The organism is Curtobacterium sp. L6-1, from assembly GCF_018885305.1.
Lineage (GTDB): Bacteria > Actinomycetota > Actinomycetes > Actinomycetales > Microbacteriaceae > Curtobacterium > Curtobacterium aetherium.
This window is the reverse complement of the sequence record NZ_CP076544.1, coordinates 39,836-60,461: the sequence shown is the minus strand read 5'-3', so window position 1 is coordinate 60,461 and position 20,626 is coordinate 39,836. Positions and strand designations below refer to the sequence as shown.

Annotated in this window: 20 protein-coding genes; 11 read left to right on the top strand and 9 right to left on the bottom strand. The window is 66.4% G+C overall.

Annotated features, from left to right (window positions below; all coding sequences use genetic code 11):
• Positions 1-26 precede the first annotated feature (26 nt).
• From KM842_RS00240 to KM842_RS00225, 4 genes are all read left to right on the top strand, one after another.
• Positions 27-548 (top strand): hypothetical protein, encoded by a 522-nt coding sequence (locus KM842_RS00240; protein ID WP_216259876.1) that lies wholly within the window; start codon positions 27-29, stop codon positions 546-548.
• An 89-nt stretch (positions 549-637) separates the two neighbouring features.
• The gene (locus tag KM842_RS00235) at positions 638-805 is read left to right on the top strand and encodes a hypothetical protein (RefSeq protein WP_216259875.1); all 168 of its coding nucleotides are present in this window, start codon (positions 638-640) and stop codon (positions 803-805) included.
• Positions 806-1,224: 419 nt separating this feature from the next.
• On the top strand, positions 1,225-1,893 hold the full coding sequence (locus tag KM842_RS00230) for a DUF4166 domain-containing protein (protein ID WP_216259874.1): 669 nt from the start codon (positions 1,225-1,227) through the stop codon (positions 1,891-1,893).
• A gap of 198 nt (positions 1,894-2,091) precedes the next feature.
• On the top strand, positions 2,092-2,280 hold the full coding sequence (locus KM842_RS00225) for a hypothetical protein (protein ID WP_216259873.1): 189 nt from the start codon (positions 2,092-2,094) through the stop codon (positions 2,278-2,280).
• Between the two features lie 31 nt (positions 2,281-2,311).
• On the opposite strand, the gene KM842_RS00220 is transcribed toward KM842_RS00225, so the two are convergent.
• Positions 2,312-3,253: a LysR family transcriptional regulator gene (locus tag KM842_RS00220; RefSeq protein ID WP_216259872.1), complete on the bottom strand. Its 942-nt coding sequence runs from the start codon at positions 3,251-3,253 to the stop codon at positions 2,312-2,314.
• Between the two features lie 119 nt (positions 3,254-3,372).
• Here KM842_RS00220 and KM842_RS00215 point away from each other — a divergent pair, with 119 nt between their 5' ends.
• The 3 genes from KM842_RS00215 to KM842_RS00205 all read left to right on the top strand — a co-directional run bounded on the left by KM842_RS00215 (position 3,373) and on the right by KM842_RS00205 (position 6,139).
• Positions 3,373-4,368, top strand: coding sequence for a putative oxygenase MesX (locus tag KM842_RS00215; protein WP_216259871.1), 996 nt, complete (start codon positions 3,373-3,375; stop codon positions 4,366-4,368).
• Between the two features lie 20 nt (positions 4,369-4,388).
• Positions 4,389-5,438 (top strand): methionine synthase, encoded by a 1,050-nt coding sequence (locus tag KM842_RS00210; RefSeq protein WP_216259869.1) that lies wholly within the window; start codon positions 4,389-4,391, stop codon positions 5,436-5,438.
• A gap of 275 nt (positions 5,439-5,713) precedes the next feature.
• On the top strand, positions 5,714-6,139 hold the full coding sequence (locus KM842_RS00205) for a PRC-barrel domain-containing protein (protein ID WP_216259866.1): 426 nt from the start codon (positions 5,714-5,716) through the stop codon (positions 6,137-6,139).
• Between the two features lie 609 nt (positions 6,140-6,748).
• Here KM842_RS00205 and KM842_RS15775 read toward each other — a convergent pair.
• From KM842_RS15775 to nrdH, 6 genes are all read right to left on the bottom strand, one after another.
• On the bottom strand, positions 6,749-6,922 hold the full coding sequence (locus tag KM842_RS15775; RefSeq protein WP_253206170.1) for a VOC family protein: 174 nt from the start codon (positions 6,920-6,922) through the stop codon (positions 6,749-6,751).
• A 698-nt stretch (positions 6,923-7,620) separates the two neighbouring features.
• Complete coding sequence (locus tag KM842_RS00195; RefSeq protein ID WP_216259862.1) at positions 7,621-10,071, bottom strand: hypothetical protein; 2,451 nt, start codon at positions 10,069-10,071, stop codon at positions 7,621-7,623.
• Between the two features lie 253 nt (positions 10,072-10,324).
• Entirely contained in the window at positions 10,325-11,299 is a 975-nt protein-coding gene (gene nrdF / locus KM842_RS00190; protein WP_216259860.1) for a class 1b ribonucleoside-diphosphate reductase subunit beta, read from the bottom strand.
• A 138-nt stretch (positions 11,300-11,437) separates the two neighbouring features.
• On the bottom strand, positions 11,438-13,543 hold the full coding sequence (gene nrdE, locus KM842_RS00185) for a class 1b ribonucleoside-diphosphate reductase subunit alpha (protein ID WP_216259858.1): 2,106 nt from the start codon (positions 13,541-13,543) through the stop codon (positions 11,438-11,440).
• Between the two features lie 17 nt (positions 13,544-13,560).
• Positions 13,561-13,977: a class Ib ribonucleoside-diphosphate reductase assembly flavoprotein NrdI gene (gene nrdI / locus KM842_RS00180; protein WP_216259856.1), complete on the bottom strand. Its 417-nt coding sequence runs from the start codon at positions 13,975-13,977 to the stop codon at positions 13,561-13,563.
• Between the two features lie 140 nt (positions 13,978-14,117).
• Positions 14,118-14,351: a glutaredoxin-like protein NrdH gene (gene nrdH / locus KM842_RS00175; protein ID WP_058769310.1), complete on the bottom strand. Its 234-nt coding sequence runs from the start codon at positions 14,349-14,351 to the stop codon at positions 14,118-14,120.
• A gap of 410 nt (positions 14,352-14,761) precedes the next feature.
• Between nrdH and KM842_RS00170 the strand changes: the two genes are divergently transcribed.
• Positions 14,762-15,967: an MFS transporter gene (locus tag KM842_RS00170; protein WP_216259854.1), complete on the top strand. Its 1,206-nt coding sequence runs from the start codon at positions 14,762-14,764 to the stop codon at positions 15,965-15,967.
• A 97-nt stretch (positions 15,968-16,064) separates the two neighbouring features.
• Positions 16,065-16,883, top strand: coding sequence for an aldo/keto reductase (locus tag KM842_RS00165; protein WP_216259852.1), 819 nt, complete (start codon positions 16,065-16,067; stop codon positions 16,881-16,883).
• Positions 16,884-16,930: 47 nt separating this feature from the next.
• Here the strand turns inward: KM842_RS00165 and KM842_RS00160 are convergent, their stop codons facing one another.
• Entirely contained in the window at positions 16,931-17,260 is a 330-nt protein-coding gene (locus KM842_RS00160) for a hypothetical protein (protein ID WP_216259851.1), read from the bottom strand.
• A 111-nt stretch (positions 17,261-17,371) separates the two neighbouring features.
• On the opposite strand from KM842_RS00160, the gene KM842_RS00155 reads away from it, so the two are divergent.
• Positions 17,372-17,962: a hypothetical protein gene (locus KM842_RS00155; protein WP_216259850.1), complete on the top strand. Its 591-nt coding sequence runs from the start codon at positions 17,372-17,374 to the stop codon at positions 17,960-17,962.
• Positions 17,963-17,979: 17 nt separating this feature from the next.
• Here KM842_RS00155 and KM842_RS00150 read toward each other — a convergent pair whose 3' ends face one another.
• Positions 17,980-19,851, bottom strand: a complete 1,872-nt coding sequence (locus KM842_RS00150) for a hypothetical protein (RefSeq protein ID WP_216259849.1) — start codon at positions 19,849-19,851, stop codon at positions 17,980-17,982.
• A gap of 192 nt (positions 19,852-20,043) precedes the next feature.
• Here KM842_RS00150 and KM842_RS00145 point away from each other — a divergent pair, with 192 nt between their 5' ends.
• Positions 20,044-20,565 (top strand): ribonuclease H family protein, encoded by a 522-nt coding sequence (locus KM842_RS00145; protein WP_216259848.1) that lies wholly within the window; start codon positions 20,044-20,046, stop codon positions 20,563-20,565.
• The last annotated feature ends 61 nt before the right edge of the window (positions 20,566-20,626 follow it).

Genomic DNA, 20,626 nt, shown 5'->3' with positions numbered 1-20,626 from the left:
GAGGGGCGTCGGAGGGGAAGGATCCGATGACGAAGTCGAACACCACCATCGCGCCGACGCGGGCCACCCTGGCGGCCGCTGTCGCTGCCGGACTCGTCGCATCGATGCTCGTCGCTGCGCCCGCTCAAGCGGCAACCGAGGCACCAGCGAGCATCGTCATGGAGGAGCTGGGGGCGCAGGCGGCCGATCTCGAGCAAGGCCTCGAGTTCATCCAGAGCATCCCGGATGCGGTCCTCCTCTCGGGCGACGCTGCCCTACAGGAATGGATCGCGGTGACGCATCCGGAACTGCTCCGAGGCCCGCGAGCCGACATCGTCGGCTGCACCGGGGCGATCGCTTGGCTGATCGCTTCGACAGCCATCCCCGTCGCGAAGATCCTCAAGATCAAGAAGCTGATCAACGCGCTCGGAGGCGTCGCGAAGGCGGTGAGGATCTTCTGGGGAGCCTCGTTCAGCTGGGAGAAGATCAAGGCCGTGGGTGGTGCTGCAGGTGCACTCGCCGCGGAACTCATCGGAATCACCTCGGTCAAGCAGAAGTGCTTCTCGTGAGCCGCTGGGGATCCCCTCACCTGGCTCTCGGAGGGCTCGCAGCGTCAGCGCTCGCGCTCGGACTCTTCGGGTGGACGATCGCCGGGGTCGTGCTGCTGATCAGCATCTCCTGCACCGCGTTCCGTGCGCCGATCATCGGTGACACCCCGGTGCTCGACGTAGCAACGTCCATCGACCCCAGAGAAGTGCGGCGATACCGAGAAGACAATCCGGGAGCGACGATCAGCGACGCCGTCGCTGCCGTCTCGCGACGGTGAAGCACGGGGAGCCCGTCGATGGTGCGACGGGCTCCCCCACGCCATCGAACTGCGGCAGGCCCTCTGCACCGGGTGGTCTTCGGACTCTGGTCCGGCTTCCTTCCGAGCCCGGACGGGGGCCTGCCCTGCTGAGTCACGGTCGCGCTACGCTCCCGACCGTGGGGAACCGGGGGATCTACGTCGAGACACTAATCGACGCGCCCCAACCGGACGTCCCAGCGGACGTGCTGCGCCGGGTCCTGCGTGGCGTCCCACACGCGGTCGAGCTGGCCGCTCCCCACCGTCCTGCAGGTCTGGCGACCAGACCGGCCACGGGCCTCCAGGACGCTCCGCGCGCCCGTCGGCGGCAGCCGACGCGAGGACCACCTGCGGGACGCGCCACCCACCGTGGCGGCCCTGCCCGAGCCGGGAGGCCCGTCTTGACGTCCGTCTTCGAGCAAGCGCTGGGCGCGGACTTCCGTCGCCTGCACCCGATGATGCAGCGCCGCTTCGGCGTCGGTCTCGACGCCGCGGAGGCGTGCGTCGGCCGTGGCACGATGACGATCCGCCGCGGGCCCTGGTGGACGGTGCCGTTCCTGCAGATCGGTCGGCTGCGGAACATCCTCGTGCCCGACCTGGGAACGGACGTGCCGTTCACGATCGAGAACTACCCGTACCGGGACGCCCTCGGCCGCGAGACGGTGACGTTCGTCCGGACGTACGCGACGCGGCCCGGCCGACCGGCACGGTTCGACGCGACGATGATCTTGTCGGACGGCCGGGTCCTCGACTACCTCGGGACGCACCAGCACCTCGCGGTGGACCTCGACCTGCGCGTGGACGAGCGCGGCGGACTCGTGCTGACGTCCGACGCGCAGCGGTTCCACGAGGGGCCGGTCTCGTTCCGCTTCCCGATGCTGTTCAGCGGTCGGGCGACCATGCACGAGTGGTGGTCGGACGATGATCGGGCGTTCCACGTCGACCTCGAGGTGCACAACCGCGTGTTCGGGTTCCTCTTCGGCTACCGCGGGACGTTCACGTGCGAGTGGGTGCCAGCAACGGACGCCCCGGAGCGACTGAAGCCCCGGCGGACGGAAGCGCGGACCTGACGGCCGGCTGCTCAGCAGCAGCCCCAGCGACTACGTGCTCGGATCTCCGTGGCGGACTCAGAGAACCACTGATGTTCGTCATTTTGTGTTCCGAACATCAGAGCTCGCTACCCTACGGTTGTGGAGCGCGACCGCGCCGCGGTCGTACATCACCGAAGGGGGAACGATGCGCGTCTCAGCAGAACGGGGCGAGGACTCGTGATCAAGCGATCGAAGAGCGTCCCGTTCGCAGCGAGCATCAGCCTCGCGCTCGTGGCGTTCGGAGCGGTCCTCATGACTGCTCCCGCGACCGCCGGCCGCTGGCCCAGCACCGCCATCGCCGCGGTCGCCCTGTTCGTGGCGATCGTGTACACGGGCGCGGCGATCTGCAGCCGCCACCGCCGCTGACCCGTCCGCACCGAACGGCGCCGCACCTGCCCTACCCGAGTGGCTCGACCCCGTAGCTGACGACCACCGCACGCAGCTCCTCCAGGTACGTCTGCGCCTGCACCGTCAGGGGCACCGAGGAGTGCGCGATCCACCCGATCTCGATGCGCTCATCGACGTCGAGCGGGATCGCGACGATCTCCGGGTCGAGGTCGTCGCTGATGAGCCCCGTCGAGATCGTGTACCCGCCGAGCCCGATCATGAGGTTGAAGATCGTCGCCCGGTCCGACACCCGGATCTCCCGCTTGCTCGACATCGTCGACAGGATCTCCTCCGCCAGGTAGAAGGAGTTGTTCGCGCCCTGGTCGAAGGTCAGCCTCGGCAGGTCCGCCAGGTCGGCCAGGGTCGCCCGCTCCTGCGCCGCCAACGGGTTCCGCCGCGCGACGAAGACGTGCGGCTGCGCGACGAACAGCGGCGTGAACACGACCCCGGCGTCCCGCATGAGCTTGCCGAGGACCTGCCGGTTGAAGTCGTTGCGGTAGAGGATGCCGAGCTCGCTCCGCAGCGTCCGGACGTCCTCGATGATGTCCCAGGTGCGGGTCTCCCGCAGCGAGAACTCGTACTGGTCGGCGTCGGCACCCTCGACCATCCGGACGAAGGCCTCGACCGCGAACGAGTAGTGCTGGGCCGACACCCCGAGCAGTCGGCGCGAGGCCTGGCGCCCGACGTACCGCTGCTCGAGCAACGACACCTGCTCGACGACCTGCCGCGCATAGCCGAGGAACTCGACCCCGTCGACGGTGAGCACGACACCACGAGCGGAACGGGTGAAGAGCGGCCGGCCGATGCGCGCCTCCAGGTCTTTCATCGCGGCCGACATGGTCGGCTGCGAGACGTAGAGCAGGTCGGCAGCTGCGCTGATCGATCCTTCGGACGCGACCTCGATGAAGTACCGCAGCTGTTGCAGGGTGATGTCGTTCGCGACGCGAGCCATAGGCAAAGGCTATGCGACTGCATAGCGTCTCGGTATTACCTGATGACCCGCGCCTCCCGTCATGATCGGAGGACTCTTCCCACAGTGCCCGCGGGCGCTCGACGTACGGACTGCGGACCATGGCGAACGACATCACCTTCAGCATCAGCAGGACCCGCTTCGACGAGGACTACACGCCGGCGGAGTGTTCCCGCCTGACCACGAACTTCGCGAACCTGGCCCGCGGGGAGCACCGTCAGCAGAACCTCCGCAGTGCACTCGCACTGATCAACCGGCGCTGCAACGACCTCGCCGGCGACACGGACGGCGACCGCTACCGGGTCGAGCTCGACATCGTGTCGGTCACGATGCAGTTCGAGGACCGCGGACAGGTCGAGCGTCTCCCCCTGATCGAGGTGCTCGACGTCACGATCGTCGACCAGTACTCCGGCGAGCGCCACCAGGGCATCATCGGCAACAACTTCTCGTCGTACCTGCGCGACCACGACTTCGCCGTCCGCCTGCCGTCAGCATCCTCGCTCCCCGCCGACTTCGGGCTGCTGCACGGACAGCTCTTCCAGCACTTCCTGCGGTCGGAAGCGTTTCGGTCGGAGTTCGACGCGGAACCGGTCGTCTGCATCAGCGTCTCGACGAGCCAGACCTACCGGCAGACGGGCTTCGTCCACCCGGTCCTCGGCGCGGAGTACGAGCACGAGCACTCCTCGCTCACCGACGACTACTTCGGTCGGATGGGCATGCAGGTCCGGTACTTCATGCCCCCGGGAGCGAAGGCCCCGCTCGCCTTCTACTCGCGCGGCGACGTCGTCACCGACTACTCGGACCTCCAACTGATCGGCACGATCAGCACCATGGAGACGTTCCAGAAGATCTACCGTCCGGAGATCTACAACGCGGACACCGTCGCTCCGAGCACGTTCCGCCCCACGCTCGACCACGGCGACTGGTCGTCGACCGGCATCGCCTACGACCGCGAGGAGCGCAGCCGCCTCGGCGTCACCCAGGGCCGGTGGACCGAGGAGCACCTCGTGACACCGCACCGTGACTTCCTCGACCGCTGGCTCGCCGGGCAGACCGCCCCGGCCGGGCAGACCGCCCCTGCCGCCCTCACCCACTGACCGACTGGACCTCCACGCGCATGAGCACACTCCTCCCCACCTCGATCGTCGGCAGCCTGCCGAAGCCGTCCTGGCTCGCCGAGCCCGAGCGGCTCTGGTCCCCCTGGCTGCTCGAGGGTGACGCACTGGCCGAGGGCAAGCAGGACGCGCTCCGGTCCGCCGTCCACGAGCAGGAGCACCGCGGCATCGACATCGTCAGCGACGGTGAGCAGACCCGCCAGCACTTCGTCACGACGTTCATCGAGCACTTGGACGGCATCGACCAGGAGCGCAAGGAGACCGTCCGCATCCGCGACCGCTACGACGCCGCCGTGCCCACCGTCGTCGGCACCGTGAGCCGCCCCGCCTCCGTGTTCGTCGAGGACGCGACGTTCCTGCGCGCGCAGACCGACCGCCCGATCAAGTGGGCGCTTCCCGGCCCGATGACGATGATCGACACCCTCTCCGACCAGCACTACAAGAGCCGCGAGAAGCTGGCGTGGGAGTTCGCCACGATCCTCAACCAGGAGGCCCGCGAGCTCCAGGACGCCGGCGTCGACGTCATCCAGTTCGACGAGCCCGCCTTCACCGTCTTCCACGACGAGGTGCAGGACTGGGGCGTCGCAGCCCTCGAACGCGCCGTCGAGGGCCTGCACGTCGAGACGGCCGTGCACATCTGTTACGGCTACGGCATCGAGGCCAACAACCGGTGGAAGGAGACGCTCGGCGCCGAGTGGCGCCAGTACGAGCAGTCCTTCCCGCTGCTGCAGCAGTCCTCGATCGACATCGTCTCGCTCGAGTGCATCCACTCGCACGTGCCGCTCGAGCTCGTCGAGCTCATCCGCGGGAAGAAGGTCATGCTCGGCGCGATCGACGTCGCGACCGAGACCGTCGAGACGCCCGAGGAGGTCGCGGAGGTCCTCCGCCGCGCGCTCGACCACGTCGACGCGGACAAGCTCATCCCCAGCACCAACTGCGGCATGGCGCCGCTCGCACGCGGCGCGGCCCTGCAGAAGCTCAGCGCGCTGTCCGCCGGCGCGGCCATCGTCCGCGCCGAGCTCGCCGACGTCGCCTCGCCGGCATCGCGGTAGCGGATCAGCCCTCAGGACGGCTCGCCTCGGTAACGGGGCGGGCCGTTCGTCGTCTCCCGTCCGTCAGGTGCCCGGTCTCGGTCCGGCCTGGAGGCACGGCTCGGCTCCGGCAGGCAGGTCACCTCGGAAGAGAACAAGCGCGACACGGGCATGACCGCCTCTCAGCACAGTCCGCCACTCCTGGCCGTCAAGGCCCTGGAGGAGCCGCCACCGCACGCTCTCGGCGGGTCGAGACTCCGCCGCGAAGCACCAGCCGTGGGGCGTTGACTACACCCATGATCACCAAGAGCCAGATCCACGAGGTCGAGAACGCGACCGTCCGGGACCGCGACGGCGCATCGGTCGGCAAGGTCGCGCAGGTGTTCCCCTCCGACGAGGACGGCAGCGCTGCGTTCGTCAGTGTCGCGACGGGTCTCCTCAGGGGCAACACCGCGCTCGTCCCCGTCGAGGACGCCACGTTCGACGGCAAGGACCTGCACGTCGGGTACGCGAAGAGCGCGATCAAGGGCGCACCGTCCCCAGGAGCCGGGAACGTTGTGTCCATCACCGAGGCGAACGCCGTCCGCAAGCACTTCGGGCTGTCACCAGCCGGCAAGGCGACCGGCGACATGGGCGACCCGCACGAGAACCTCGACCAAGCCGGCACCGGCCCTGCGGGCGCAGACGACACCGAGGGTGCGGGCACGACACCACCTGCGTGAGCGCTTCTGGAATTCCCGCCATCGCGCCACCCCGGTGCCTGACGACGCTCAGTCCCAGGGGCCGTCAGCCGTGCCGAGGTGCTCTTCGCCGAGCGGGTGTGATCGGCAGGGCCCCGAGGCTTGCGATCCCCACCGGCAGGAGCGCCGCGCGCGACGTCCCTGGGGTGGACTACCGCCGTGACCGCAACCATGAACTCGGCCCCTCGCGGACGAACGTCTCCGCTCGCATCGGCGATCCGCGCGACCGCGGTGAGTGCCGATGCCGCGGGGCGGTCACCCGCCGCAGTGTCGCCGGTCGTCGCCGAGGTCACCGCCGGTGCCGTCGAGGACGCGGCGTCCCGCACGGTCGATGCCGCCGGCCGTCCGGCGACGGTGCTCGACCCCGTGTCCGCTGCCGTCGTCAAATGGGCCACGGCCGAGGGACTCAACACGGTCGACGTCCCTTACACACCCGTCAGCCCCGCAGGAGCGCCTCGACATCCTGCGCCCCGCGCTCGACGCCGCGGGCATCGGGCTCGTCACCGTCCGTCGGCGCTGGGACGGCCGCGCGTGGCCGTGCGCGTCGCGGGGCTGCTTCCCCTTCCGCGAGCGGATCCCCGGCCTGATCCGCTAGTCGGCGGTCGGCGTGCTGAACAGGTTGACGACCTTGCCGTCGGGGTCGCGGACCAGTGCGGAGCGGTTGCCCCAGGGCATCGTCGTGGGTTCGAGAACGACGTCCTCGTCCTTTGGGTCCAGCGCGGCGGACGCTCCGTCGACGTCAGCGACATCGAACTCGATGAACACGGAGCGGTTCGTCGGGTGGACGAGCGCATCCCCGAGCATCGCGACGGTCGCGGTGTTGGCGATCGCGAGGTTCGCGCCGGGGCCGCTGACCGGCGACCGGCGACCGGTGACCCGTGACCTGCTCGTAGAACCCGGCCAGACCGTCGAAGTCGTCGTCCGTGACGGTCACCGAGAGCATCCGGTCGGCGCGGAACGCCCGCCCTCGCAATCGGCACCAGGCGATCATGGACCACTGCCCGTCCTTCTCGAGTGACCTTACGGCTCGCCGTGCCGGGTCGGCCGCACCGCACCGCACCGCCGGCGTACGGGTATTGCAGCCGGGTGCAGCGCCTCCGCGGACGCCACCGGCATGGCCGGAGTCTCGACGCTCTCGAGGAGGTGCACACGGGACGTGAACGCGCTGGGCGTACCGCATCCCGGTCTGGCGTGACCGCGAGTAACGTCCAGACGGCGGTCTGAGCGGACTGCCGAAAGGGACCGTGGCGGAGCGTGCCGAGCCCGATTGGCACCGCGAGGGCTTCGTCCAGTGTGAACCCGACCGGGCCGCGCGCTCAGCGAGGCGACGGGCGATCCGCGGACGCGGTGACACCACTCGGCACTCCTCCACGAGACCGTACGAACGCTCGGTCCGGTTCACCGATTCATCATCCGGAACGTGCCGCGCCTAGTGTCGCGTCACCTCGCGGCAGAGGTCAGATCTACAATCTCCGTTCGTTCGCCGCCGGCGCGAGACGACTCTGACATAGAAGCGTCGTTACGCAGACGCCGGCGCGGGTATCCCTGCCACATATCACTAAACTCCGACCTGTAGCCCGGCCGGAATCGCAGCCGCTCAGGGGCTCCCCAATCTGCGCGCTTGTCACGACGTATTGTGGAGCATCCAGCGGCGGCAGTCCACCCCAATCCATCTTTGATGGACGAGCGAAGACGGCATTCCGGCCAGACTCGTCCCGCAGAGTGATTGCGCTGCGGCCCCACTCATCCAACTGCATCGCGACCCGCCTGTACACGCTTCGGTAAAAGCCGTTTTGCTCAAGCAGTCGAACCGCTCCACTCGTCGCTTCGAGCGCTTCGATCATCGAGTCAAGTTCAGCATTCGAGCGTCGGAAGTGTAGGTAGGAATTTCGAACATCGGAAACCTTACCTGCATCAAGCAGACGAGAGACTTCGCGCAGGCTTCTGAGGATGGTGGCACGCGCAGATTCATTGACGTCCAGGAATGGACGGGTGTGCAGGAACGGGAAAGTCTGAAGAACCGTATGCTCCGCGTATTCCGGCATTCCTTCCTGGTCCCGCTCGAAGTCGCCCGCACGTGACACAAGCTTATCGAGTCCTCCAGCGAGGATACCAAAGCCCCGGCAAAGACTGTAAAGCTCGTTTTTGTCATCCTCGAATCGGATTACATACTCAGCGCCCGAGGTCGCTTCTTCCGACATCGCATTGAGGATGGCAATGGCCTTTGATCGCTCCGCGTCCGGATCGTATGTGTACCGGCGATTTGAAACATGATGATCCGTATTGAACGCCCAAATCACAAACACCAGTGAATCGAGGAGCAATTCCTCTAGAGCGACAAAGTAGTTGCTTGCCACGGACCGAATGGACTCTGTATCGCTCATTGTAGAGATGCTCGCCTCGTCCGTGAGTCGCTTCAAGCTTTCGTGCAAGCGCCAAAACCTCGCGTGCCGAGCCTCGCTTGGATTTACGTCAAAGCCGAGCTTCCACATCAGCGTGTCAAGCAGCTCGTCATCCGACTGCTCGCCGATCGATCGAATGCGCATCCCTAGCTTGTGGCCGGCGGTTAGCAGATCGGATCGTCGCGAGAGGACGAGCCTGGTGAGAACGTCCCGCGGATGAGCGTTTCGGAAGAACTCCTCGAGACGTCCCTCACGCTCTGGCGCATCCACCCCCCGAAGCTGCCAGTCAAGCTCAGTTGCGTCAGCGGATGTGCCTACTGCATACAGCTCGTCAAGAAGGCGACGTAGGCGCGCGGATGCCACGCTGAGAGAGAGCGGCCGCACGCCGACTCCAAATCTACTCAGGTGCGCCTGCAGTCGGAACGCGCCGGAGTGCGCGGATCCATTGACCATCGGTCTGCGCACCTCTCCCTCTGGCACAGATATACGCTCCGCGTGCACCAAAGCGTCAACCGCCCCGACGATAGCTTCATCACCGCACAGCAGAATAAGCTGAAGCCATTCCGCTCGACCTAGGCCTGCCGAGAATTTCCCGCGACCTCTCGTGATAGTCCGACCAGAGGCGTCAATCATCGCCTGCATCTGTGAAGACCCGTCCTTCAGCAGCGCTTCCGCGAGACGAGCGAGTTCCGAGTCGCTAAGCGCATCCCCTATAAGGAAGGCAATAGTATCGGTGCTACCTTCATCGAAATATTTGCGATTGAACCCTGAGACTTCGGCCAAGAACGATCCCCAGCTAGATGCTTCCCGAGACTCGTCCTCAAGAATCTTCCGTAGTTTCTCGCGATTCCGGTTCACCGGAGCCTCAAAGTCAGTCGCGAGCTCGGTTCTATGAACCGCATCGCAGTCAGCATCCGCGCAATGATACAAAGGGACCGTTCGGAACACTGGAACGTCCCGGCTCGCCGACGAACGCAGAAGACCATATGGTCCCGTTACGTAATCACCCGATTGCATCACACCGATACTCGTCCCCTCGAGGAGATCGTCCGTCTCATCGATATTCAGTCGACCCCGCTCGGTGGGGAAGAGGTCCGCAGCACGATCGTACAGTTCGCGCCCGAAAATGAATGGGTATCTAATCCTGCCAGCTAGAATCTGCGATCCGATGGATCGCTCGATCGCATCAATGTCGGTTCTCTCTATGTCCACCAGAACATCGGTATGCGTGAACGTAAGGAAGCACATTAGACGCGCATCATTCGGCTTTATTGCATCTTGCGGCGATTTTGCATTCTGCTTCAGTCCGTTTTTCTGTAGCAACGACTTGAATACTTTATCGCCGTATCCACTCAAAGCAATGGCCTGGTTAAGCTCGTCAGGGACGGTGTAATCTCCGCGAATGATACAATCCCCGAGTAGGTCGGACAGATTTCCCAGGCGAATGAAGCGCTCGCGCCAATTTTGGTCCGGATACTTGTTGAGGAGCTGTTTTTTCGAGAGCTTTGACACAGTCGGGGCACACCTTGTGGGTCGAAGGAAGTTAGTGAGTCAGCGACCGGCCTGGTAACTCCCGCACTAGACGCGTCAGTCGGCGCAGCAACTAAAGGATCTCTCACCTCCAAGAGCAGCGCAACCATTCGATGGCGGCGACCGCGCTGGCCGGATTGTCCTCAATGGGGGAGGGGCTCGCGTCGTCCGCTCTAACGAGACGAACGCCCCACCAGCCGAAGCCAGCGGGGCGTCCCCACGAGTCAGACCAGGATCAGAAGTCCCAGTCCTCGTCCTCAGTGTTGACTGCCTTGCCGATGACGTACGACGACCCCGACCCGGAGAAGAAGTCGTGGTTCTCGTCCGCGTTCGGCGACAGCGCCGACAGGATCGCCGGGTTCACGTCGGTGATGTTCTTCGGGAACATCGGCTCGTAGCCCAGGTTCATCAGCGCCTTGTTGGCGTTGTAGTGCAGGAACTTCTTGACGTCCTCGGTCAGCCCGACCTCGTCGTAGAGGTCCTGCGTGTACTGCACCTCGTTGTCGTAGAGCTCGTACATGAGCGAGAACGTGTAGTCCTTGAACTCGTCGCGCTCGGCCTGCGTGACCTTCTCGAGGCCCTTCTGGAACTTGTAGCCGATGTAGTACCCGTGCACGGCCTCGTCGCGGATGATGAGGCGGATCAGGTCGGCGGTGTTCGTGAGCTTCGCCCGCGAGGACCAGTGCATCGGCAGGTAGAAGCCGGAGTAGAAGAGGAACGACTCGAGCAGCGTCGACGCGATCTTGCGCTTCAGCGGGTTGTCGCCCTGGTAGTAGTCCATCACGATGGACGCTTTCTTCTGCAGGTTCGGGTTCTCCTCGGACCAGCGGAAGGCCTCGTCGATCTCCGGCGTCGATGCCAAGGTGGAGAAGATCGAGGAGTACGACTTCGCGTGCACCGACTCCATGAACGCGATGTTCGTGTAGACGGCTTCCTCGTGCGGGGTGATCGCGTCGGGGATGAGCGAGACGGCGCCGACGGTGCCCTGGATGGTGTCCAGGAGCGTCAGGCCAGTGAACACGCGCATGGTCAGCTTCTGCTCGGCCGGCGTGAGCGTGTTCCACGACTGCACGTCATTCGACAGCGGCACCTTCTCGGGCAGCCAGAAGTTGTTGACGAGACGGTTCCAGACCTCGACGTCCTTGTCGTCCTGGATCCGGTTCCAGTTGATGGCCTGGACCCGGTCAATGAGCTTGAGCTTCTCGACCAACGTGTGTTCCTCGTCTAGCAGTAGATGGTGACCAGTGATGCGGACGGGAGGCGCGGTGCGGGGTGGCGCCGCGCCTCCGGTCCGGTGGGCGGTCGCGTCAGCGACCAGTGGGCCGCAGCATGCACGACGCCGGAGGCGTCACAGCATGCACGAAACGCAGCCCTCGACCTCGGTGCCCTCGAGCGCGAGCTGGCGGAGACGGATGTAGTAGATCGTCTTGATGCCCTTGCGCCATGCGTAGATCTGCGCCTTGTTGATGTCGCGCGTGGTGGCGGTGTCCTTGAAGAACAGCGTCAGGGACAGGCCCTGGTCCACGTGCTGCGTCGCCGCGGCGTACGTGTCGATGATCTTCTCGGCACCGATCTCGTACGCGTCCTGGTAGTAGTCCAGGTTGTCGTTCGTCATGAACGGCGCCGGGTAGTAGACGCGGCCGAGCTTGCCTTCCTTGCGGATCTCGATCTTCGACGCGATCGGGTGGATCGACGACGTCGAGTGGTTGATGTACGAGATCGAACCGGTCGGCGGGACGGCCTGCAGGTTCTGGTTGTAGATGCCGTGCTCCTGGATGGACGCCTTCAGCGCCTTCCAGTCGTCCTGCGTCGGGATGGTGATGTTCGCGTTGTCGAACAGCGACGCGACGCGCGGCGTGGCCGGCGTCCAGACCTGGTCGGTGTACTTGTCGAAGAACTCACCCGACGCGTACTTCGAGTCGCGGAAGCCGTCGAAGGTCTCCCCGGTCTCGATGGCGATGTTGTTCGAGGCGCGCAGGGCGTGGAACAGCACCGTGTAGAAGTAGATGTTCGTGAAGTCGATGCCCTCTTCGGAGCCGTAGTAGACGCGCTCACGAGCGAGGTAGCCGTGCAGGTTCATCTGGCCCAGGCCGATGGCGTGCGACTTGTCGTTGCCGTCCTCGACCGAGCGGACCGACGTGATGTGCGACATCTGCGACACCGAGGTCAGGCCGCGGATCGCCGTCTCGATCGTCTTGCCGAAGTCCGGCGAGTCCATCGTCAGCGCGATGTTCAGCGAGCCGAGGTTGCAGGAAATGTCCTTGCCGATCTCGTTGTACGAGAGGTCCTCGTTGAAGGTGGTCGGGGTGTTGACCTGCAGGATCTCCGAGCACAGGTTGGACATGTTGATCCGACCCTTGATCGGGTTGGCCTTGTTCACCGTGTCCTCGAACACGATGTACGGGTAGCCCGACTCGAACTGGATCTCGGCGATGGTCGTGAAGAAGTCACGCGCCTTGATCTTCGTCTTCTTGATGCGCGAGTCGTCGACCATCGCGCGGTAGTTCTCGGAGATCGGGACGTCGCCGAACGGGACGCCGTAGACCTTCTCGACGTCGTACGGCGAGAACAGGTACATGTCCTCGTTGTTCTTCGCGAGCTCGAACGTGATGTCCGGCACGACGACACCGAGCGACAACGTCTTGATGCGGATCTTCTCGTCGGCGTTCTCGCGCTTGGTGTCGAGAAACTTCATGATGTCGGGGTGGTGCGCCGACAGGTAGACGGCACCGGCACCCTGACGCGCACCGAGCTGGTTCGCGTACGAGAAGGAGTCTTCCAGCAGCTTCATCACGGGGATGATGCCCGAGGACTGGTTCTCGATCTGCTTGATCGGGGCGCCGGCCTCGCGGATGTTGGAGAGCAGCAGCGCCACGCCGCCGCCGCGCTTCGAGAGCTGCAGCGACGAGTTGATGCCGCGCGAGATCGACTCCATGTTGTCCTCGATGCGGAGGAGGAAGCAGGAGACGAGTTCACCGCGCTGGGCCTTGGCGGTGTTGAGGAACGTCGGGGTCGCGGGCTGGAAGCGGCCGGCGATGATCTCCTCGACGAGGTCGATCGCGAGCTGCTCGTTGCCCTGCGCGAGGCCGAGGGCGGTCATCACGACGCGGTCCTCGAAGCGCTCGAGGTAGCGCTTGCCGTCGAACGTCTTGAGCGTGTAGCTCGTGTAGTACTTGAACGCACCGAGGAACGTCTGGAACCGGAACTTCTTGGAGTACGCCAGGTCGTTGAGCTGCTGGATGAACTCGAGCGAGTACTGGTCGATCGTCGCCTGCTCGTAGTACTCGTTCTCGACCAGGTAGTCCAGCCGCTCCTTCAGGTTGTGGAAGAAGACGGTGTTCTGGTTGACGTGCTGCAGGAAGAACTGCTTGGCCGCCTCACGATCCTTGTCGAACTGGATGTTCCCGTCCGCGTCGTAGAGGTTGAGCATCGCGTTGAGGGAGTGGTAGTCCATCCCCGTCTGCGGCGACGTCAGATCGACGTCTGCAACTGCTGCGTCCAAAATGCTTCCAATCCTGAGTTGACCGCAGACACGTCGTCCGGGGTCCCGAAGAGTTCGAATCGATAGAGCACGGGCACGTGGCACTTCTGTGCGATCACGTCGCCCGCGAGACCGTAGGCCGCGCCGAAGTTCGTGTTGCCAGCGGCGATCACACCCCGGATGAGTGCCCGGTTGTGTTCGTCGTTGAGGAACTTGATGACCTGCTTGGGGACCGCTCCCTGGCCGTTGCCGCCACCGTAGGTGGGGAGCACGAGGACGTACGGACCGTCCGCGTGGAGGAACGGCTCGCTCGGGAGGAGCGGGATCCGGTCGGCGTCCTGGCCGAGCTTCTCCACGAACCGGGCAGTGTTGCCCGAGACACTCGAGAAGTAGACGAGGCGGCTCATGGTGCGCTCCTTCGACAGGTGCGGACGGTGGACCGGAGGGGTGTGGCGGGGGCGGGACGAGCCTTCTGGCTGTCTGCCCACCACCGGGGGTGCGGACCGGATAGGTCCGCGGGTGTCAGGCCGGATCGGCCTGCACCGTGTCAGGCCAGTTCGGCGCTGAGGGTCGCGATCTTGTCGGGGCGGAAGCCCGACCAGTGGTCGTCGTCGGTCACGACGACGGGGGCCTGCATGTAGCCGAGGCTCTTGACGTGCTCGAGCGCTGCTTCGTCCGTGGAGACGTCGTGCACCTCGTACTGGATGCCCTTGTTGTCGAGGGCGCGGTACGTCGCAGTGCACTGGACGCAGGACGGCTTGGTGTACACGGTGACGGCCATGATCTCCCCTGGTTCTGGGCCCGGTTGGAGGCCCGACGTTCTGGTGCTGTGTTGTCGACGACGCTACTACATGTAGTGCCCGGTGGCCCGATGGACCACTAGAGGAAGTGTTACACCCCTGTAGTTCTCCACAACGCCCTCCACAGACTGTGGATTCCCGTGAGGCCCGGTTTTCCGCCACTCTGGCACCCGCCACCGACACTCCCAACAGGGTGTGGAGGTGGTTCTCCACGGGTGTGGAAACCGATCCGGTCGACCACCGCCCCGGCGTGTCTGAGAACGCTCCGCGGACACCCGTCACACGCCCTTCCCCCGGACGGGTGACAGCGCCCCGGACGGCCTCCCCGGCCGGGTCGCACGCTCGTCCCCAGGGGCCGCGGCGGGACCCGCCCGATCCGTAGACTTGACGTGTGAGTGCGTACGGGTCCCTGCTGAAGACGCCCGGTGTCGGCCGGGTCATCGCCGCGCAGCTGACCGCCCGCTTCCCGTTCGGCATGCTGTCGCTGGCCTACCTGCTGCACGTCGAGCACATCTTCGACTCGTACGGCGCCGCGGGCCTCGTCCTCGCGACCACGAGCGTCGGCCAGGCCCTCGCCGGCCCGCTCACCAGCCGCTGGATGGGCCGATGGGGCATGCGGCCGGTGCTGATCCTGACCAGCATCGTGGCGCTCCTCACCATGGGCGTCATCGCCTTCTTCGTCATGCCGCTCTGGGCCTACGTCGTGATCGGCTTCGTCGGCGGCCTGGCCGTGCCGCCCGTGCAGCCGGCGGTCCGCACGATCTACCCGAAGATGGTGACGTCCAAGCAACTCACCCCGCTGTTCTCGCTCGACGCCAGCGCGCAGGAGCTCATCTGGGTGGCCGGCCCGGTCATCACGACCTTCGTCGGGACGCAGATCGGCACGGTCGAGGCGATCGTCGTCGCGATGGTGTTCCTGCTCGTCGGCGGCGCGTGGTTCATCGCCTCCCCCGAACTCGGTCGCGTCCGCATCCCCCGCTCGAAGCGCGCGTTCGGTGTCGTCATGAAACGCCCGGCGGTCGTCGTCGCAACCCTGACCGGCCTGCTGCTCATCGGCGCGTGCTCCGCCGTCGAGGCCAGCGTCACCAGCGTCTTCGGTGAGGGCAGCCCGAACGCCGGCATCGTCCTCGCCGTCTTCGCGGTGGGCTCGCTCGTCGGCGGCCTGGCGCTCGGCCACCGTCCGATCTCGCCGAACACGCTCTGGCTGCGAATGGCGATCGTGTTCGTCGGCCTCGCGCTGGCCGTCGGCAACCCGACCTTCTGGTGGCTCTGCATCGCCCTGGTCATCGCCGGCGCCGGCATCGCCCCGGCACTCGCGGTGATGTTCGGGTCCGTCTCGGCGACCGTCAAGTTCTCGGACACCGCCGAGGCCTACGGCTGGATGGGCACGGGGCAGCTCATCGGCGCCGCCGGCGGATCCGCCGTCGCCGGCTTCCTCATCGACAGCAACGGGCCGAGTGGCGGCCTGATGGTCGGGGCGGTCATGGCCGCGGCCGGCGTCGTGCTGCCGCTCGTCATGCGCAGCTGGCTGCCCGACCTGCGCGGCCGCGACGCGAGCCCCATCCCCGACACCGAGCCGGTGCACCTCCCCACCTGATCCGTCCGGCTGTCCCCCGCAGGTCCGCCCGGGCCGGTTCTCCACAGATCCGCCCGGGAGGCCCGGGTCCTCCCGTCACGCCGGGCAGGATGGGTGCATGGTCACCTCCATCCCCCTCCGCGACGGTCGGAGCATCCCCGCCGTCGGCTTCGGCGTCTACAAGGTCGACGACACCGCAGCCGAGACGGCCGTCGGCACGGCGCTCGACGCCGGGTACCGCCACGTCGACACGGCCGAGATGTACGGCAACGAACGCGGTGTCGGGGCGGCGATCCGTGCCTCCCGGCTGGACCGCGACGACGTGTTCGTGACCACGAAGGTGTGGAACGACCACCAGGGGCGCGACGCGACCCTGCGCGCGTTCGACGCCAGCCTCGAGCGTCTCGGGCTCGACACGGTCGACCTGTACCTGATCCACTGGCCCGCGGCGGCCAACGACCGCTACGTCGAGACCTGGCGCACGCTCGTCGAACTGCGGGAGTCGGGCCGTGCCCGCAGCGTCGGGGTGTCGAACTTCCAGGTGCCGCACCTCGAGCGGCTCATCGACGAGACCGGCGAGGTGCCGGCGCTCAACCAGGTCGAGCGACACCCGTGGCTGCCCCAGCGCGAGCTCATCGCGTTCCACGAGCAGCACGGCATCGTCACCGGCGCCTGGTCGCCGCTCGGCCGCGGACGCCTGGTCGACGAGCCGGTCCTCACCGGGATCGCGGAGGCACACGGGGTGAGCGTCGCGCAGGTGCTCGTCCGGTGGAACGTGCAGCAGGGCGTGGTGGTCCTGCCGAAGTCGGTCACACCGTCGCGCATCCGGTCGAACATCGACGTCGACGGTTTCGTGCTCACCGACGACGAACTCGCAGCGATCGCCGGGCTCGAGTCCGGTCAGCGGACCGGGTCGCACCCCGACTCGGTGGTCTGAGCGCAACGGGTTCGACGGCGGCCGGCCCGCCTGCTCCTACCGGGCCCTCAGCCCTGGCGGTCCTCCTCGGACTGCCACGGCAGGTGCAGGTCGCCGGGCTCGGGCTCGACGTCACCGGCGTCGTCAGCGCCACCGGTACCCGGGGCTGCGACGACCCGCGACGGGTCGATGCCGTCCTCGCGCAGGTCGTCGTCGTCCCGCTGCTTCGTCTGCGACGCTTCCATCTCCCGCTCGCTCGAGGGGCTGTACGAGGTGTCGGCGGCCCGCTGCTCGCGACCGCTGACCCCGTCGACGTCGTCGCTGTGCGCAGCCGAGGTCAGGGCGTCCGAGCGGTCCCGGTCGTCGGAGTGCTCGGGGCCTGCGATGTCGTTGCTCATGGTGGTTCCTCCCGTTTCCCGGAACGGTAGGCGGCTCGTGGTGGTCGACTCCCAGGCCGTCGGATCGATCGGGGCACAACAGGGCCGCCACCACATCGGTACCGTCGAAGAGTGATCGATCCTCGTGCCCTGGCCACCGACGAACTCCGCCCCGGCGAACGCTTGCTGTGGGTGGGGCAGAGCGATCCCGCCCGCCTGTTCAGCGCACGCGACGCCTTCCTCGTGCCGTTCAGCCTGCTGTGGGGCGGTTTCGCGATCTTCTGGGAGGTCAGTGTCCTGACCACCGGAGCGCCGTGGTTCTTCGCGCTGTTCGGCAGTGTCTTCGTGCTGGTCGGGCTGTTCTTCATCGGGGGCCGGTTCCTCGTCAAGCGACACCGCAAGCGCACCGAGGTCTACGCCGTGACGGATCGCCGTGCGTTCATCACCACCGGCACGAACACCCGCGAGACCGACGTCTCCCGGACCGACCGGACCGTGACCCGGTCCCGGGGGCACGTGTCGGTCGAGTGGCAGGACCGTGGCATCACGGGTTCGTTCTTCGGGCGCTCGACCGCGGTCACCGCCCAGTACGCGAACTCAGGCTTGGACGGCATCGCCGGCCCGCGGCCGTTTGGTTTCTACGACGTGCTCGATGAGAAGGCCCTGGTCGAGGCCCTCGATGCGGCCGAGCGGTTCGATCGATCCGAGCATGCCGGACGCTGACGAGCCGAAGCCCGACGTCACTTCGCGACTTTGCCCGTCTTCGCCGACGTCTGCTTCACGGTGACGTAACCGTCCTTCTTGCCCGTCACGGTCACTGTGATCGTCTTACCGCCCGCACTCTTCGGTATCTTCACGGTCGACTTGGTCGCGCCGACGATCGCAGTTCCGTTGACGCTCCACTGGTACGTCAGCGCCACCGGAGCCGGTGACCACTTGCCGGCCGATACCGTGAGAACCTTCCCCACCTTGACCGTCCCGCTGATCTTGGGCTTCGGGGTCGCCGTCAGCTTCTTCAGCGGCGCTACGGGCTTCGATTCTGCACTCGAGACGGTCGCATCCCCGTAACCGGCTCTGCTTCCGGTGAGCACCACGGACAGCTTCGCGCCGACCGCAGATGTCGGAACGGTGAAGGTCGACTTCGTCGCTCCGGCAATGCGCTGACCGTCGCGGAGCCACTGGTACTTCCACGTCGTCGGCGCGGGTGTCCACGTTCCGACTCGAGCGGTCAGGATCGAGCCGTCGCGGGGCGTGCCCACGATCGTCGGAACAGCTGAGACGAACGCCTGCAGCGGAGCCGAGACCGCTACCGTCCGGGATGAGACGGCCGTCGTGTCAGTACGGCCGCTGATCACGCCGGTCACCGCGACGGAGATCACCTTGCCACGCTGCGCTTCCGCCAGGATCAGGTTGAGACCATTTGCCCCGTTGATCCGCTCGTCGTTGGCGCTCCACTGGACCCGGAAGGTCGTGCCGGCTTCCCAGCGCCCGACGTCGGCGACGAGGGTCTCACCGACCCGGGCCGCCCCGCTGATGCTCGGAGCGACGAAGTTCTCGACGGCCGGGGCGGGCCGCACTGCGGGCGACGGCTGACTGACGACGGTCTGGTCCACGTAGCCCGAGCGGCTCCCCGTCTGAGCGACCGTGATGACCTTGCCGGCGAGAGCTGCCGTCAAAGCGAGCTCCGAGCGAGTCTCGCCCTGGATCGCGCGGCCATCAGCGAACCACTGCAGCGAAGTCGTCGTCGGCGTCGGCGTCCACGCACCGGGCAACGCCGTCATCGTTCCCCCGACCTGCGCCGTTCCGGCGACCAGCAACGGCGCACTCACCTGGTCGAACGAGCCGGGCCGCACTGCGGGCGACGGCTGACTGACGACCGTCTGGTCCACGTAGCCCGAGCGGCTCCCCGTCTGAGCGACCGTGATGACCTTGCCGGCGAGAGCTGCCGTCAAAGCGAGCTCCGAGCGAGTCTCGCCCTGGATCGCGCGGCCATCAGCGAACCACTGCAGCGAAGTCGTCGTCGGCGTCGGCGTCCACGCACCGGGCAACGCCGTCATCGTTCCCCCGACCTGCGCCGTTCCGGCGACCAGCAACGGCGCACTCACCTGGTCGAACGGCACGACTGCGGGCTTCTCGGAGATGGTGAAGTCGCCAGCCGAGAAGTCGACCGTGTGCCCCTGGAAAGTGAAGGAGCCGTTCTCCAGTACCGTCGCAGACCCGTTGCGCCTGTAGACGGCGTAGTTGTCTGCACTGTCGAAGATCGTGATGTCTGTCACCTGAGCCGGCCCGACCGCCCACGAGCTGTCAATGGGTAGCCGCAGGTCTCCGGCATTGCTGCCCTGGATGGTGTGAGTCTTGCCGACCTCGTCCCGGATCGACACGACGATGAAATCGATGCCAGTTCCTACGTCCGAGGCTCCAACGGTCTCGTTGATGATGGAGCCGCTGGACGGCGAAGGATTCGAGACCGTCACGCTCGACAACACCGGGGCAGATGCGTCGAGCACTGCCTGGGCTGGGGTAGAGCCGACAACTCCAGTCCCCACCAGAACGACGGCGACGGCTGTTCCGATCGCGGCGCCGTGAAGCGCCCGCTTGGTGATGATGGTCATCGTTCCCTCTGCATCGAGCGGCCTCGAGCAGGCAGCAAGAGGACGCTACTAGCTGAGACCGCTTCATATCTAGCCGACTGTCTCTTCGGGAAGGGGCGGCATCTAATCGCATGTGCGTCTCCACACCCGCGTCGAGCGGGCACCAGGTCCGTTACGCTCGTCGGGCACTCGCCACCACCAGGAGGTCTCACCGTGACGATCGTCGCCGCCGCAGACGGCTCAGCCCTCGGCAACCCCGGCCCCGCCGGCTGGGCCTGGTACGTGGACGACGACCGCTGGGCTGCCGGTGGCTGGCCGCGTGGGACGAACAACCAGGGCGAGCTCACCGCCGTGCTGCAGCTGCTACGTGCCACGAAGGACGCGGGCGAGCCGCTGCACATCCTCTGCGACAGCCAGTACGCGATCAAGGCGTGCACCGAGTGGCTCGCGGGGTGGAAGCGGAAGGGCTGGCGGAAGGCCGACGGCAAGCCCGTGCTCAACGTCGAGATCATCAAGGAGCTCGACGCCGAGCTGCAGGGCCGCAAGGTCACCTTCGAGTGGGTGCGCGGACACATGGGGCACGAGATGAACGAGGCCGCCGACGTCCGCGCCCGGGGTGCCGCGACCGCGTACCAGAACCGCACCGAGGTGCCGACGGGCCCGGGGTGGCCGGGTGTCGACGTGCCGGAGCCGGAAGCGCTGCCCGAGGCCGTGCCGCCCGCGACGCTCTTCTGAGCCGGACGGACGCGCAGCCGCAGCCGCAGCCGCAGCCGCAGCCGCACGGTCCACCAGGACA

Excerpts from the sequence above, each read along its gene's own strand:
- nrdE (WP_216259858.1), bottom strand. The coding sequence starts at position 13,543 with ATGGACTACCACTCCCTCAACGCGATGCTCAACCTCTACGACGCGGAC.
- KM842_RS00160 (WP_216259851.1), bottom strand. The coding sequence starts at position 17,260 with ATGAGCAACGACATCGCAGGCCCCGAGCACTCCGACGACCGGGACCGC.
- KM842_RS00220 (WP_216259872.1), bottom strand. The coding sequence starts at position 3,253 with ATGGCTCGCGTCGCGAACGACATCACCCTGCAACAGCTGCGGTACTTC.
- KM842_RS00240 (WP_216259876.1), top strand. The coding sequence starts at position 27 with ATGACGAAGTCGAACACCACCATCGCGCCGACGCGGGCCACCCTGGCG.
- KM842_RS00150 (WP_216259849.1), bottom strand. The coding sequence starts at position 19,851 with ATGACCATCATCACCAAGCGGGCGCTTCACGGCGCCGCGATCGGAACA.
- KM842_RS00165 (WP_216259852.1), top strand. The coding sequence starts at position 16,065 with ATGGTCACCTCCATCCCCCTCCGCGACGGTCGGAGCATCCCCGCCGTC.
- nrdI (WP_216259856.1), bottom strand. The coding sequence starts at position 13,977 with ATGAGCCGCCTCGTCTACTTCTCGAGTGTCTCGGGCAACACTGCCCGG.
- nrdH (WP_058769310.1), bottom strand. The coding sequence starts at position 14,351 with ATGGCCGTCACCGTGTACACCAAGCCGTCCTGCGTCCAGTGCACTGCG.
- KM842_RS00205 (WP_216259866.1), top strand. The coding sequence starts at position 5,714 with ATGATCACCAAGAGCCAGATCCACGAGGTCGAGAACGCGACCGTCCGG.
- KM842_RS00215 (WP_216259871.1), top strand. The coding sequence starts at position 3,373 with ATGGCGAACGACATCACCTTCAGCATCAGCAGGACCCGCTTCGACGAG.
- KM842_RS00210 (WP_216259869.1), top strand. The coding sequence starts at position 4,389 with ATGAGCACACTCCTCCCCACCTCGATCGTCGGCAGCCTGCCGAAGCCG.